This is a genomic window from Christiangramia sp. OXR-203 (assembly GCF_034372165.1).
Taxonomy (GTDB): Bacteria; Bacteroidota; Bacteroidia; order Flavobacteriales; family Flavobacteriaceae; genus Christiangramia.
The window spans coordinates 2936885-2950196 of sequence record NZ_CP139698.1; the positions used below are offsets into that span (position 1 = coordinate 2936885).

At 40.0% G+C, this 13312-nt stretch carries 10 protein-coding genes; 2 read left to right on the plus strand and 8 right to left on the minus strand.

The genetic code is table 11. From position 1 onward, the window contains the following. Positions 1 to 29: 29 nt before the first annotated feature. On the minus strand, positions 30 to 2300 hold the full coding sequence (locus tag T8I65_RS13550; RefSeq protein WP_322301099.1) for an inorganic phosphate transporter: 2271 nt from the start codon (positions 2298 to 2300) through the stop codon (positions 30 to 32). A gap of 152 nt (positions 2301 to 2452) precedes the next feature. Between T8I65_RS13550 and T8I65_RS13555 the strand changes: the two genes are divergently transcribed. Together T8I65_RS13555 and T8I65_RS13560 are read left to right on the plus strand one after the other, a co-directional pair. Continuing rightward, positions 2453 to 4489: a thioredoxin domain-containing protein gene (locus tag T8I65_RS13555; RefSeq protein ID WP_322301100.1), complete on the plus strand. Its 2037-nt coding sequence runs from the start codon at positions 2453 to 2455 to the stop codon at positions 4487 to 4489. A gap of 76 nt (positions 4490 to 4565) precedes the next feature. Further along, positions 4566 to 5432 (plus strand): mechanosensitive ion channel family protein, encoded by an 867-nt coding sequence (locus T8I65_RS13560; protein ID WP_322301101.1) that lies wholly within the window; start codon positions 4566 to 4568, stop codon positions 5430 to 5432. Here the strand turns inward: T8I65_RS13560 and tsaB are convergent, their stop codons facing one another. From tsaB to T8I65_RS13595, 7 genes are all read right to left on the minus strand, one after another. Beyond that, complete coding sequence (gene tsaB, locus T8I65_RS13565) at positions 5433 to 6092, minus strand: tRNA (adenosine(37)-N6)-threonylcarbamoyltransferase complex dimerization subunit type 1 TsaB (RefSeq protein ID WP_322301102.1); 660 nt, start codon at positions 6090 to 6092, stop codon at positions 5433 to 5435. An 11-nt stretch (positions 6093 to 6103) separates the two neighbouring features. Then, the gene (locus tag T8I65_RS13570) at positions 6104 to 7387 is read right to left on the minus strand and encodes an efflux RND transporter periplasmic adaptor subunit (RefSeq protein ID WP_322301103.1); all 1284 of its coding nucleotides are present in this window, start codon (positions 7385 to 7387) and stop codon (positions 6104 to 6106) included. Between the two features lie 3 nt (positions 7388 to 7390). Further along, positions 7391 to 8827, minus strand: a complete 1437-nt coding sequence (locus T8I65_RS13575; RefSeq protein ID WP_322301104.1) for a TolC family protein — start codon at positions 8825 to 8827, stop codon at positions 7391 to 7393. Positions 8828 to 8888: 61 nt separating this feature from the next. Next, positions 8889 to 10007 carry an efflux RND transporter periplasmic adaptor subunit gene (locus T8I65_RS13580; protein ID WP_322301105.1) on the minus strand — a complete coding sequence of 373 codons (1119 nt, stop codon included), beginning with the start codon at positions 10005 to 10007 and terminating at the stop codon, positions 8889 to 8891. Between the two features lie 26 nt (positions 10008 to 10033). Continuing rightward, positions 10034 to 11296 (minus strand): ABC transporter permease, encoded by a 1263-nt coding sequence (locus T8I65_RS13585; RefSeq protein WP_322301106.1) that lies wholly within the window; start codon positions 11294 to 11296, stop codon positions 10034 to 10036. Between the two features lies 1 nt (position 11297). Continuing rightward, positions 11298 to 12542 (minus strand): ABC transporter permease, encoded by a 1245-nt coding sequence (locus T8I65_RS13590; RefSeq protein ID WP_298246155.1) that lies wholly within the window; start codon positions 12540 to 12542, stop codon positions 11298 to 11300. Further along, the gene (locus T8I65_RS13595) at positions 12535 to 13236 is read right to left on the minus strand and encodes an ABC transporter ATP-binding protein (RefSeq protein WP_322301107.1); all 702 of its coding nucleotides are present in this window, start codon (positions 13234 to 13236) and stop codon (positions 12535 to 12537) included. The genes T8I65_RS13590 and T8I65_RS13595 overlap by 8 nt, the downstream gene beginning before the upstream one ends. Between the last annotated feature and the right edge of the window lie 76 nt (positions 13237 to 13312).

A 13312-nucleotide genomic window follows, 5' to 3' on the forward strand; every position in this document is an offset into this window, starting at 1 on the left:
ATCCCTTCAGCTTGAAGGGATTTTTTTATTTAATAATTGGTCTTTCTTGCTTCCTGGTAAAACTCCTGAAAGAGTTGTAGCAGATTCATAGTAGAACCAATTAGATCCTTGGTTTCCAGTAATATTCCGAAGTAAAGCTTTGTATTCCTGGGACTCGATTCAGAAGTTCTAATTCTTTCGATTTGTTTCTGAATAAGATCACTAACATAGTCCAGCAATTCCTGTTTCTCATTCAGCAGGCTATCGATCTTGTCGAACTCGTTGTGATTAAAGGTCAGCATTAGCTCATCAAAAAGAACCTGCAAACGATCATCTACCTTTTTGAGATCCCGAATCTGGTTAAACTTCAGGTTCTTATGATTGTTATGCACGTGGTTGTAGCTATTTCTGGCGATAAAACTTATCGACTGCACCATATCCTGAAGGTAATCCAGGGTAAGAATATAAAACTTACTGGCCTCAACAGAGTTATCATCAAGGGATTTAATAAAATAAAAAATATTGTCTTTAAGTTCATCAACCTCAACCTCCAGCTTTTCAATACGCTTGTAGTTTTTCTTCAGTTTACTTAGATCATAATACCCTAGATGATCGACACTTTTCGAATACACCTTGTCTATACCTGCAATTACTTTGGAAATATTTTCTGAAGTTTCCGCAGTGATCTCATTGATCGTAATGATATCGCTCTTATTGAATTTCTTTTGATCCTTCTCTTTCTTCATTTCTTTTGAATGAAGAATACTACTTCTTACGACCACTACCAGTGCTGCGATAATAAGTACAACCAGGGCTATGGTTCCACCGTAAAAGATAATAGATGCGAAAATTGCAGCGGCCGTGAATGCTACGATCGCAGTTACGAACCAACCTCCAATTACATTCAGCACGCCTGCAACTCGATATACAGCACTTTCGCGATCCCAGGCTCTATCTGCGAGCGATGTTCCCATTGCGACCATAAAAGTCACATAGGTAGTTGAAAGCGGCAACTTCATATTAGTTCCAATAGAAATAAGCACACTGGCTACAACCAGGTTTACTGAAGCTCGAACCATATCAAATGCCGGGGCGTCAACCCTCTTACTTTGCTTATGAGAGGCAGGTTTATTGAATTTATTTTCGATACTATTCTTTAATCCACCCGGTAAAACTGAACTCACCGCACCGCCAATGATCACAGAGTATCGTACGATCCCTCTTGAAAGCCAGTTTGGTTCAAATCTTTCTACGGAATCGCCCTGTCTGGAAAGATTGATCCCGGTATCGACCACAGTTTTTGCTTTACTGGAAAACCAGAGTGTGATTACCATAACTGCTCCGGCACAAACTAACAGGAGTTCGGGAGTATTGACCTTTCCTGAAAGACCGGTCATTAAAAATTCTGATGGCATTGCCCCGGTTGCGTTGTAAGCGGACTGCCATAGATCAAAAGACTGCCAGGCGGCAATAGGGACCCCAATAAAATTGACAAGATCATTTCCTGCAAATGCAAGTGCCAGTGCAAAAGTTCCAATAATAATAATGATCCTTAGAATATTCAGTTTGAGCACACTCATCAAAAACTGTGAGATAAGCGTAAATGCTACAAAACCTATTAATACAATAAACCAAGTGTTCTCATTAATATATGTAAGTGTTTCCGCTGAGATAAAAGAAACACTTTTCAAACCTTTAATTACGATAAAGTAAAGTATAGAAGTAAGGGAGAAACCACCAAAGGCGGCACCCGCATATTTTATCTTTTTCTCGAATTGGAATGAAAATATAAGTCGGGATATATATTGCACAAATGCTCCAACTATGAATGCGATGACCACGGCGAGTAAGATCCCAATAATGATCTCGGTTGCTTTTGATGAATTAATATAATTCTGCAGTAAACCAAGATCTCCATTATCCTGCGTATAGATCTTAATGACAGCCATACATACGGCAGCCCCAAGAAGTTCGAAAACAATGGAAACAGTGGTTGAAGTAGGTAATCCAAGTGAATTAAAAAAGTCCAGCAATAACACATCGGTGATCATTACGGCCATGAAGATGATCATGATCTCTTCGAAGTAGAATTCACCCGGCATGAAAATCCCTTTTCGGGCAACCTCCATGAGTCCGCTGGAAAATATAGCTCCCACGGCTACTCCAATGCTGGCGATGATCATGATCGTTCGCATAGAGACCGCTTTGGATCCTATAGCTGAATTCAAGAAGTTCACGGCGTCGTTACTTACTCCAACTACAAGATCTGTAATAGCAAGGGCGAATAGCGCCACAAGCATCACAATGTAAATGTCCTCCATATGATAGATCTGTTTTCAATCTGCAAAACTGTAATAATTTAACTGAATCACAGGGGTGTTAAAGTTATTAAAAGATTAATAATATCTGGCAACTGCCGTCACAATCGCCTTAATTTTAGCTTTCTGTATTTCAAAACCATCAAACTAGTGCTATGAAGAAACCTGATAATACGAACCAGCTTATCAATGAAAGCAGTCCTTATCTCCTACAGCATGCACATAATCCGGTAGACTGGCGTCCCTGGAATGATAAATCCCTGGATGAAGCAAAGAAGAAGAATAAACTACTGCTGATTAGTGTAGGATATTCCGCGTGTCACTGGTGCCATGTAATGGAGCATGAGAGTTTTGAAGATGCTGAAGTAGCTGCAATTATGAATGCAAACTACATATCTGTAAAGGTAGATCGCGAGGAAAGACCAGATGTTGACCAGGTTTACATGAATGCAGTACAGGCAATGACCGGGATGGGAGGCTGGCCAATGAATGTCGTAGCCCTGCCTGATGGAAGACCTGTTTGGGGAGGAACCTATTTTCAAAAGGATCAATGGAAATCTGCTCTTACTCAAATTGCGCATTTATATGAGGAACAACCAGAAAAACTTCTGGAATATGCTCAAAAGCTGGAAGAAGGACTTTCTCAAATGCAGATCATTGAGATTCCTGAGAATGAAAAGAAGTTAGATAAGTCTCTATTTGATGGAATCATATCAAAATGGAAATCAGTTTTAGATCATAAAAATGGTGGCTATAACAGAAGTCCGAAGTTTATGATGCCTTCCAATCATGATTTTCTTTTAAGGTTCGCTCACCAGGAAAAAGACACAGAACTTTTGAAATATGTTAAGCATACATTTAATAAAATATCCTGGGGAGGAGTTTACGATCCTATAGATGGAGGCTTTTCAAGATATTCGGTGGATGAAAAATGGCACGTCCCGCACTTTGAAAAAATGCTTTATGATAATGCGCAATTAGTAAGTTCATATGCGAATTTATTTAAACTTACCAAAAATAAATGGTACGCCGATGTAGTTGAGAATACGCTGAAATTCGTGGAAAACGAACTTCAGGACGAATCAGGAGCATTTTACTCTGCACTAGATGCCGATAGCGACAATGGCCAGGGACATTCAGAAGAAGGTGCATTCTACGTCTGGACAAAGGATGAGTTGATGAAAATTCTGGGAGACGATTACGAATTGTTTTCAGAAGTCTATCATATCGATGCCTTCGGAAGATGGGAAAAAGATCATTACGTACTCATTCGAACTAAGAGCCTTGAGGAGCTTTCAGTTAAACTCAACTTAAAGCGAGAAGAATTAAGCGCTAAACTAAAAGAACTTCAGAAAAAACTAGGATCTGAAAGATCTAAGCGGTCAAAACCCGGACTTGACGACAAATCAATCGCTTCCTGGAATGCAATGATGATCAGCGGATATTGCCATGCTTTCCAGGCGCTGCAAAAAGAAGATTATCTTGTAAAAGCTGAAGCTGCTATCAATTTTATTCTGAAGAATCTAGTTCAGCCGGGCGGCAGACTTTATCATACTTATAAAAACGGAAAAAGTAGTATCAATGCCTATCTCGAAGACTATGCTTTTGTGATTCAATCTTTATTGGATCTGTATGAGAGCAGTTCCCGAGAATACTACCTGGACAAAGCTCAAGAATTACTTGAGATTGTGGAACATGATTTCAAGGATGAGGAGACCGGCCTATTTTATTTTACTTCATCACTAGACCGGGCGTTGATTAACAGAATTATAGATGTACAGGATAATGTGATTCCAGCAGCTAACTCGGTGATGGCACATAATTATTACAAGCTAGGTAAACTTACAGGTAATACCACGCTTATTGACAGGTCAGAAAAAATGTTGCAGGCAGTGCTTCCAGGCATTACCGACTATGCACAATCCTACTCGAACTGGTTGCTTTTATTACTTAATTTCACACATCCTTTCTACGAGATTGCCATTACTGGAGATAATTACGAAGAACTTGTGAAAGGATTTCAACAGCAATATTTACAAAATAAAGTGCTGGCCTCTTCTAAAAGCAAATCTGAACTTGGAATATTAAAGGATCGGCTTAAGTCTGGTGTTTCATTGATCTATGTTTGTAAACAGGGAAATTGTCAGCTTCCAGTGCAGAAATTAAGTGACGCTTTAGGACAGATGATTTAATTTTAACATAAAATAAACAGGATATGGCCTCTATTTTTTTAGACTAGGGGCTTGAACTTAAATTAGAAAAAAAAGAATGGACAAGTTGAACAACTACGGCGAAATCGCAAAAGAATACGCGAACAAGTTTATCGATTACCTCCCTACGCTAATCGGTGCGATCGTGCTGCTACTTGTAGGACTTTGGGTAATAAAACTCATTGTAAAATATTTAAAGAAATTATTCGACAAGAAGGACTACGATCCTACTCTAGAAAAGTTCACTGTAAACGCTGCCAGTTGGGGTCTCAAGGTGTTACTTTTTGTGCTGGTTATCACACAACTTGGTGTGGAGAGTGCATCGCTTGTAGCAGCAATTGGTGCTGCAGGTCTGGCCATTGGTCTTGCTTTGCAGGGATCGCTTTCCAATCTTGCCGGTGGAGTGCTTATAATAGTTCTAAAACCATTTAAAGTTGGAGATTGGATCGAAGCACAGGGAGTTTCCGGTAGTGTAGTAGAGATCTCATTATTTTACACGAAGCTTGACACTTTTGGGAACCAGAGAGTGGTAATTCCAAATGGTGAACTAAGTAATGATAATATCACGAATTACAGTTTCAACAAAACCCGTAAAGAGAATCTAAGCTTCGGAATTTCTTATGATGATGATATTAAGAAAGCAAAAGAAGTGCTTACAAATATGGTAATGGAACAAGAGAAAATCCTTAAGGATCCAGCCCCGCAGATCATTGTTTCTGAACTTGGAGATAGTTCGGTTAACTTCTCTGTTCGATATTTTGCTGAATTGCCAGACTTCTGGGATCTACACTGGTATATGATCGAGGAAGGTAAAATTAGACTTGAGGAGGCTGGAATGACCATTCCTTATCCACAAAGGGATGTTTACCTGTACGATCAAACTAAAATGAGAGGAACTGAAAGAGATAAAAGATCGGCAGAATAATTAACCGATCATAAAATCTTTGAGATAATAGGGCTCAAAATAAGCGACATCTTCGGTGTCGCTTTTTTGGTACTTTACCTCAACGATCTCTGCCATTCCTGAAGCCGAAGGGAACTTTTGTTCGTGGAAAACTGCATTTTCAGAAGAGATGATCTCCCTGAATTTTGCCACTCCATTCCCAATAAAATGCACTTTAGATTTCTGAAGATATTCCGAAAAAGAGGTTTGATCTAAAATCTCAGCATTCGTATCACGGACCTGGCTTAGATCCTGAGAAAAAACAGCAGCATAAACTTCCATTCTTCTGGCATCAAGCATAGCGATTTTCATACCGGGTTCATTCTTTAATTGATGCACCAGCAGGTCCAGCGTAGGAACAGAGATCATTGGTATATTAAGAGAAAAACATAATCCTTTGGCAGCAGAAACTCCAATTCTTAAACCTGTATAAGAACCTGGCCCCTTGCTAACTGCAATTGCATCCAGATCCTGAAGAGTCTTCCCAGATTCCTTCAATACATCCTGAATGAACAGGTGTAGCTTTTCAGCATGTGAATAACCTTTGGTATTATCTTCCTTTAGACCGATTAGTTTCCCATTAACAGAAAGACCAACTGAGCAGTTGGTCGTTGCAGTTTCAAGACATAATATAGTCGCCAAATCTTTAAAATTTATTCAGCCTCTTCTTCCTCCGTCTTTTCTTTTTTAACCTCGATATCATCTCCGGTATTAAGATTTTTAGTAACGGTATTGTAAGGGCCAGTGATTACTACATCACCTTCTTTCAGACCTTCTGTGATCTCGATTTGAGAGTCATCCTGAATTCCAGTTTGTACCACGCGAAGTTTAGCTTTTTGTCCGTCTTTTACAAATACACATTCAAATTTTTCAGTTCCTTCAGTAGCTGGAGTAGTTCCGTAAGTCTTTTTAGTCGCTGTAGTATCAGATTTAATAACGATCGAGCTAATTGGAACTCCAATTACATTCATTCTCTTATTCGTGATAATATCTACTGTAGCAGTCATTCCTGGTCTGAATGGAGAATAACTCTCCGGCTTCCCTTCCATCAGGTCTTCGTAAGACTCCTTCAGAATACGAACTTTTACCTTAAAATTAGTTACCTGATCTGTGGTTAAGGTATTATCTGCAGTGTTAGAAATTTCAGTAACGATTCCTTTAAAATCTTTTCCAAGGTACGCATCTACTTCCACGATCGTAGAGTCACCTACCGCAACTTTTACGATATCATTTTCATTTACATCAACCTCAACTTCCATATTGTCCAGGTTTGCTACCCGAAGAATTTCAGTCCCGGCCATTTGCTGAGTACCTACAACTCTTTCCCCAAGCTCTGCATCCAGTTTTGAGATCGTACCACTCATTGGAGCATAAATATTGGTACGTCCAAGATTATCGGTCGCTTCAGTTACCGTAGCAGCGCTACTTTGCATACTATAGTAAGCAGATTCTTTATTAGCTTCTGCCATCTCATAATTTGAAACGATCCCATCCCATTCAGCTTTTGAGATCACACCTTTTTCAAACAAAGTTTTGTTACGATTATAATCAGCTTCAGCCTGTTTCAAATTTGCCTGTGTCTGGGCAAAATTTGCTTTGGAATTGGAATAACTTGCTCTGGCTCTCTGTACGCTGGACTGGTATATATCAGGGTTTACTTTTACTAAAAGGTCTCCTTTTTCTACTAACTGACCTTCAACGATTGGTAATTCAATGATCTCTCCGGAAACTTCAGAAGAAAGTTTTACCTCAACCTCTGGCTGAATTTTACCTGTTGCCGATACGGTTTCGATAATATCTACCGGTTCAATTTCAGTGATCTCCACTTCTTTGATGTTGGCGGAACTTCCAAACCAACCGGATTTTTTACCGATAACTAGTACAACGATTAAAACGATGATGATCCCAAGGATGATGAAAAGCTTCTTCTTATTCATTATTTACAGTTTTAAATCCCTAACCGGAATTCCAAAATAAAGTTCTACAACTTTTAATTTAAAAATATAATCGTATTTGGCTCTTAGTGCCTCTCTTTGTATATTCTCAAAACGAATCTTAGCCTGGCTAAAATCGAACGCGTTGGTAAGACCAACATCATACCGCTCTGTGGCATATTCAAATGCTTTCTCCTGAGCTTCAGAAGCTACCAAAGCAGCTTCATAGGCTTCGAAAGCTCCTTTTGCATCAGTATATGCCTGGTAAACATTCGCTTCCAGATCAAGTTCAGCCTGCTCCAACTGGAATTCAGCTCTTTTCACATTGATCTGATTTCTTTTTACAGCATTTCTGGTGGCAAAGCCATTTAAGAATGGAACGCTTAACTGGAAACCATAACTTATCCCGTCATTTCTATATAACTGATCGAAAAATGGCAACGGACTTCCTAGCGTTGGTATGGTATTAGGAGCCACTACAACCTGCTCTGTATCCTGCACCAAACCAATTTGTCTTGTAGGTTCGGTTGGATCCAGCACGGCACCTGTTATTCTGCCCTGTCCTGTTTCCCTTGTATTATAGTTAAAGAAAGCACCTAAGGTTGGCAGGTAAGCTCCTTTAGCCAAAGCAACATCCTGCTCTGCAAGATCTCTGTTAGCTTCCGCTATTTTTAATTCTGAACGCTCCTCTTTAGCTTTTTCGATCACATCGTAAACAGAGTTCGCAAGAATCTCATTTCCGAAGACCGCGTAATCACGATCCACAATGTCGAAACTTTGATAATCTCTTATTCCTAAAGTTTGTGCTAAACCTATAAGTGATATTTGTATCTGGTTTTCAGCAAGAATGATTCGTTGCTTCTCATCTGCCATGGTAGCTTTAATCTCCAGAAGGTCACCCTGAGGCAATACTCCTGCTTCAACCAGATCCTGAGTTCGGGTTAATTGTTCTTTGGTAACTTCATTCTGAGCCTGTAGAACATCAAGATTTTGTTTGCTGAACAATACCTGCAGGTAGGCATCTGCAACGAACAAAGCTATATCATCTTCCATTTTATCCAGAGAGTACTGGCTGGCCAGTCTTGAGATCTTAGCTCTTTGTAATTGTTTGAAATTTCGAAGTCCGTCAAAAATTGTAAGACCAGCAGTTAAATTCGCAGAGAAGTTTCTTACTGTTTGATTCTGAAGGATTCCCGTGGTAACATTCTGAGTAAGACCGGTATTCCATGCATTGGTAGCCTGACCGTTAATACTTGGAATAAAATTACCCAGTGCATCCAGTTTCTCAATTTCGGAGAGTTCAAGATCAAGTTCAGATTGTTTAACCTGAATATTATTTTGCAATGCGTACTCCACACATTCTTCCAGTGTCCACTCTTTCTGCTGCGCATTCATCATTCCGCAGAAAAGAAAAAGGGTAAAAAGTAAACTATAATTCTTCATAATATAATTCTGTATGATATGTCTGTAAAAGGTACAGGTTGTTACACCTAAAAATTAAATTCTAGTTTTGAGCTATGTTTGTTGGAGCTTTAAGTTGGTTCCAAACCTTGATTTTATCGCCCATTTTCAGACCTTCGGTCACCTCTACATTAATTCCGTCACTTACTCCAAGTTTAATTTCCCTGCGTTCAAATTCCTGGTCACCGGTCATGATCTCCACATATGGCTTCTTGCTCTCATCATCAAATTGCACAAGCGCTTCCTTGATCGCAAGTACATCTGTAGCTTTCGCAAGAATAATAGATGCATTCGCACTAAGCCCCGCTCTAATAAAGGTAGTATCTGCCTTGTTAAGAGTTCCCTTAATCTCAAATTGTATCGCCCCGTTCTCCTCTACTCCTTTTGGAGCTATATAATCAAGGACAGCATCGAAAGATTTATTTTCAATCGCACCAACGGTTACTTCAAGCGGAAGATCTTCTTTAATCTTTCCAACTTCACTCTCATCAACTTTCCCTTCAAAGATCATTTCGTTCACATCGGCAAGCGTTGCGATCGTGGTCCCATCGTTGAAATTGTTACTTTCAATTACCTGGTTTCCAGTCTTCACGGGAACATCCAGCACCATCCCCTCTACAGTGGAACGTATAAGGGTATTTGCTGCACTTCCAATTCCACTGGTGGTTCCGGTTCTTACGATCTCATAATTTTGTTGTGCTGAACGATAGTTTTGCTCACTTCTCTGGTAAGAAACTTCAGCTGCATCATAATCGTTGGCAGAGATCACGCCTTTATCATAAAGCTCTTTCTGTCTTTGATAAACTTTCTTTTCGTTATCAAGGTTAATACGGGCAGTTGCCACGTTATCTTTCGCGCTTTGCAGTGATGATACATTTGGAATTACGCGAATTTTGGCAATTAGATCCCCTTGTTTGATCTTATCACCAGCCTCGATGTATATTTCATCGATGATTCCTGAAATATTTGGCTTAATAAGCACTTCTTCCTTCGGAACAATTTTTCCGGTAGCGACAGTTTTCTTAATAATAGTTTGTTCTGAAGGTTCCTCGGTTTGATAGACAACTGGATCTTCTTCACTTTTTTGATAGAGATAATAAAGCGCCCCTACGAAGGTCACCGCTATTAAAACTAAAATTCCGATGGTTACAAATTTTTTCATTTCTTGATTGTGTTTCTATTTACTAACTATTCAGTACGCAGAGCATCCACAGGTTTTACTTTGATGGCGTGCTGCGCAGGTATAAGACCGGCCAGAAGACCAGAGATTATTAAAATACTAAGGGCTACGATCACCACTCCCAGGTCTACGGAAGGGTTTAAGAACATCATTTCTGAAGTATCCATCTGGTCCAGCTGGAAATTGACCAGCCAGATTACCCCGGTAGCAAGAATGATCCCACTCATTCCTGAAATGATGGTAAGAAAAATTGACTCCATCAGGATCTGCCCTCTTATAGACCATGGCGTTGCTCCCAAAGCACGTCTTACTCCAATTTCATTGGTACGCTCTTTAACCACAATGAGCATAATATTACTAATCCCAATAATTCCTGAAAGTAAGACCAGTACTCCCACAAAATAGGCTACTGCCTTGAGGGCTACAAAAAGTCCGTTTACTTTAGAAAATTCCTGGTAGAGGTCAAAATTACCTACCGCGCGATCATCTTCCGGATGTATTTTATGACGTTCCTTGACCAGATCGATAATATCTCCCTTAAGTGCTGTTATACTATTATTGTCTTTTGCGGTGATGGCCATCCAGCCAACTTTGTTCCCACGATTAAAGGCCTGGGAAAAAGCTGTAAAAGGAACAAATATTTCCTTCTGACCTTCCTCGGCGTCACCACCCCGACTTTTCTTCTTGTAAGTTCCAATCACCATGAAATTCACTCCACTAATCTTGATGTAAGTCCCAAGCGGATCTTCGCCCTTGTCGTAAAGCGCAGCTAACACACCGGTTCCAATCACCGCAACTTTCCTTTTCTGATCGATATCTGAATGATTAATGAACCTTCCGGTGGTAATATCCATGGGTTCCTGCTGAATAATTTCCGGATAATCTCCGTACACATTGAAAGCACCGGTATTTAAGCCTCGCACCACGTTATTGTCTCCACCAAAACCGCCAAGCTGATTTCTAGGCGAAACAAACCTTAAGTCTGGTATTTCCCTTTTGATAGCCGCTACATCTTCTACTTCAAAGCTGTAGAATCTTCCTTTCGGCATTCCTTTATAAGGTCTTGAAGCTACCTGTGTCCACATGAACATGGTGTTGGTTGCAATACCACCAAAACCCTGCTTTACTCCGTTTTCCAATCCTTTTCCTGCAGCTAGTAGGATGACAAGGATAAATATTCCCCATAAAACTCCAAAAGCAGTCATCAGGGTTCTAAACCAGTTCGAGGTTAGTGCTTCTATAATTTCATTCCAACGATCTCTACTAAACATACTATTCGTCTCTTAGTGCTACAATTGGTTTGATCCTGGCTGCTCTCCAGGCCGGGAAGAATCCCGCCAGTGCTCCTGCTATCACCAGAATAAACACCGTATTGATCGCTACCGTGAAATTAACGGTTGGGTTATAAATATATTGGGTTTCGATCATAGGTCCCACAAACTCCAGTAGTGCGAGACTAAATATGAGTCCGAGGAAACCTGCAATAGCTGTTACAAAGATCGATTCATGAAGTACCATTCCAATAATTGAAAGTGGCTGAGCTCCTAATGCTTTCCTTACGCCAATTTCACGGGTGCGTTCTTTCACAATTATAAGCATGATGTTACTAACCCCAACAACTCCCGCGATAATAGTACAAACACCAACACCCCAGAAGAATAATTTTATCATATCCATTAAAGTGAAAAAGCGTTTCGCATTTTCCAGCGAGTTATTTACGTAGATGGCACTATTATCATCTGGTGCAACCGTATGGCGTTCCTTTAAGAACTGGTCCAGTTCTGCAGTAAATTGTGTGGAGGCAGCTACCGACTTGTCAAAATCATCTTCAGGTTTGAGGGTAAGATACATTCTGGCTATATCATTTCCACCACCAAAAGCTTTCTGAGCAGTGGTTATCGGAATTATAGCGCGGGATTCTTCACGTTCTCCCCCGGGATCGGTATAAACTCCAACAATTTTAAAGTTCACTCCGGAAACCTGCACGTATTTACCAATAGGATCTTCATCCTTAAAAAGGTCCAGCTTGATTCGCTGACCTATCACCATATTTTTTTCTGAATTATCAAGGTCTGGGATATTGATAAATCGACCTGTAGTAAGAGTGTTGTTTTCCAGAACCTGGTAGCTGGGAAAACTTCCGTAGACCTGGTAGGAACCAGATTCTTTCCCGTAAGTGAGCACCTGTCCCCATTGCTGATATAACGAAGCGCTTTTATCAAGTTTATCGCCGTAAAGTCTTAGAATCTGATCGTAGTCTTCATTTTTAAACTGAATACGTCTTCCCGGGTTTAGTCCTTTATATTCTTTAGAGGTCATTCCTGGATAAACCAGCATTAAATTTGCAGCATCCTGCTCAAATTCGCGGGCAATACCATTTCTCATTCCTTCACCAATTCCAAGCAGGATGACCAGGATAAAAATTCCTGATGCTACTGAAAGTCCGGTTAAGAATGTGCGTAACTTATTTTTTCGGATGGTTTCGAAGATCTCATCCCAACGATCCAGATCAAACATTTTCTGAAGCTCTTATTTGTGAAACCAAAGTATCTTCAATGATCAAACCGTCCTTAAGATTTACGATCCTTTTAGTCATCTGGGCGATATCATTTTCATGAGTTACCACCAGTATGGTTCTTCCTTCATCATTTATCTGCTGAATGAGATCCATCACTTCATAAGAAGTTTTTGTATCTAAAGCACCTGTTGGTTCATCTGCCAGCAAGACTTTTGGATCACTAGCTAGTGCTCTTGCGATGGCAACACGCTGCTTCTGTCCACCTGAAAGTTCATTAGGTAAATGTCCAGCCCATTTAGCCAGACCTACCTTCTCCAGGTAACTCATTGCTTTATCCATACGTTCACCGCGAGGTAAACCCTGGTAATAAAGTGGAAGTGCTACGTTATCCAATGCAGATTTATAGCTTATCAAATTAAAAGACTGGAAGATGAAACCCAGAAATTTATTTCGATACTTCGCTGCTTGTTTCTCGCTAAGTCCCTTGATAGGAACTCCATCGAGAATATAGGAGCCTTCATCGGCTTCATCCAGCATTCCCAGGATATTTAGTAGTGTAGATTTTCCGGATCCTGAAGAGCCCATAATGGAAACGAGTTCACCTTCAGCAACCTCGAAATTGATCCCTTTGAGCACGTGCAATGAATTCGCGCCCATTTTATAGGATTTGTGAAGATTGGTAATATTGATCATGATTGATGGTTATTAAACAGAAGAACCTGTCTTCTATTCAATAAGACTATCAAAAAAATGAAATGTTACAATAATG

Excerpts from the sequence above, each read along its gene's own strand:
- T8I65_RS13550 (WP_322301099.1), bottom strand. The coding sequence starts at position 2,300 with ATGGAGGACATTTACATTGTGATGCTTGTGGCGCTATTCGCCCTTGCT.
- T8I65_RS13555 (WP_322301100.1), top strand. The coding sequence starts at position 2,453 with ATGAAGAAACCTGATAATACGAACCAGCTTATCAATGAAAGCAGTCCT.
- T8I65_RS13560 (WP_322301101.1), top strand. The coding sequence starts at position 4,566 with ATGGACAAGTTGAACAACTACGGCGAAATCGCAAAAGAATACGCGAAC.
- T8I65_RS13570 (WP_322301103.1), bottom strand. The coding sequence starts at position 7,387 with ATGAATAAGAAGAAGCTTTTCATCATCCTTGGGATCATCATCGTTTTA.
- T8I65_RS13575 (WP_322301104.1), bottom strand. The coding sequence starts at position 8,827 with ATGAAGAATTATAGTTTACTTTTTACCCTTTTTCTTTTCTGCGGAATG.
- T8I65_RS13580 (WP_322301105.1), bottom strand. The coding sequence starts at position 10,007 with ATGAAAAAATTTGTAACCATCGGAATTTTAGTTTTAATAGCGGTGACC.
- T8I65_RS13585 (WP_322301106.1), bottom strand. The coding sequence starts at position 11,296 with ATGTTTAGTAGAGATCGTTGGAATGAAATTATAGAAGCACTAACCTCG.
- T8I65_RS13590 (WP_298246155.1), bottom strand. The coding sequence starts at position 12,542 with ATGTTTGATCTGGATCGTTGGGATGAGATCTTCGAAACCATCCGAAAA.
- T8I65_RS13595 (WP_322301107.1), bottom strand. The coding sequence starts at position 13,236 with ATGATCAATATTACCAATCTTCACAAATCCTATAAAATGGGCGCGAAT.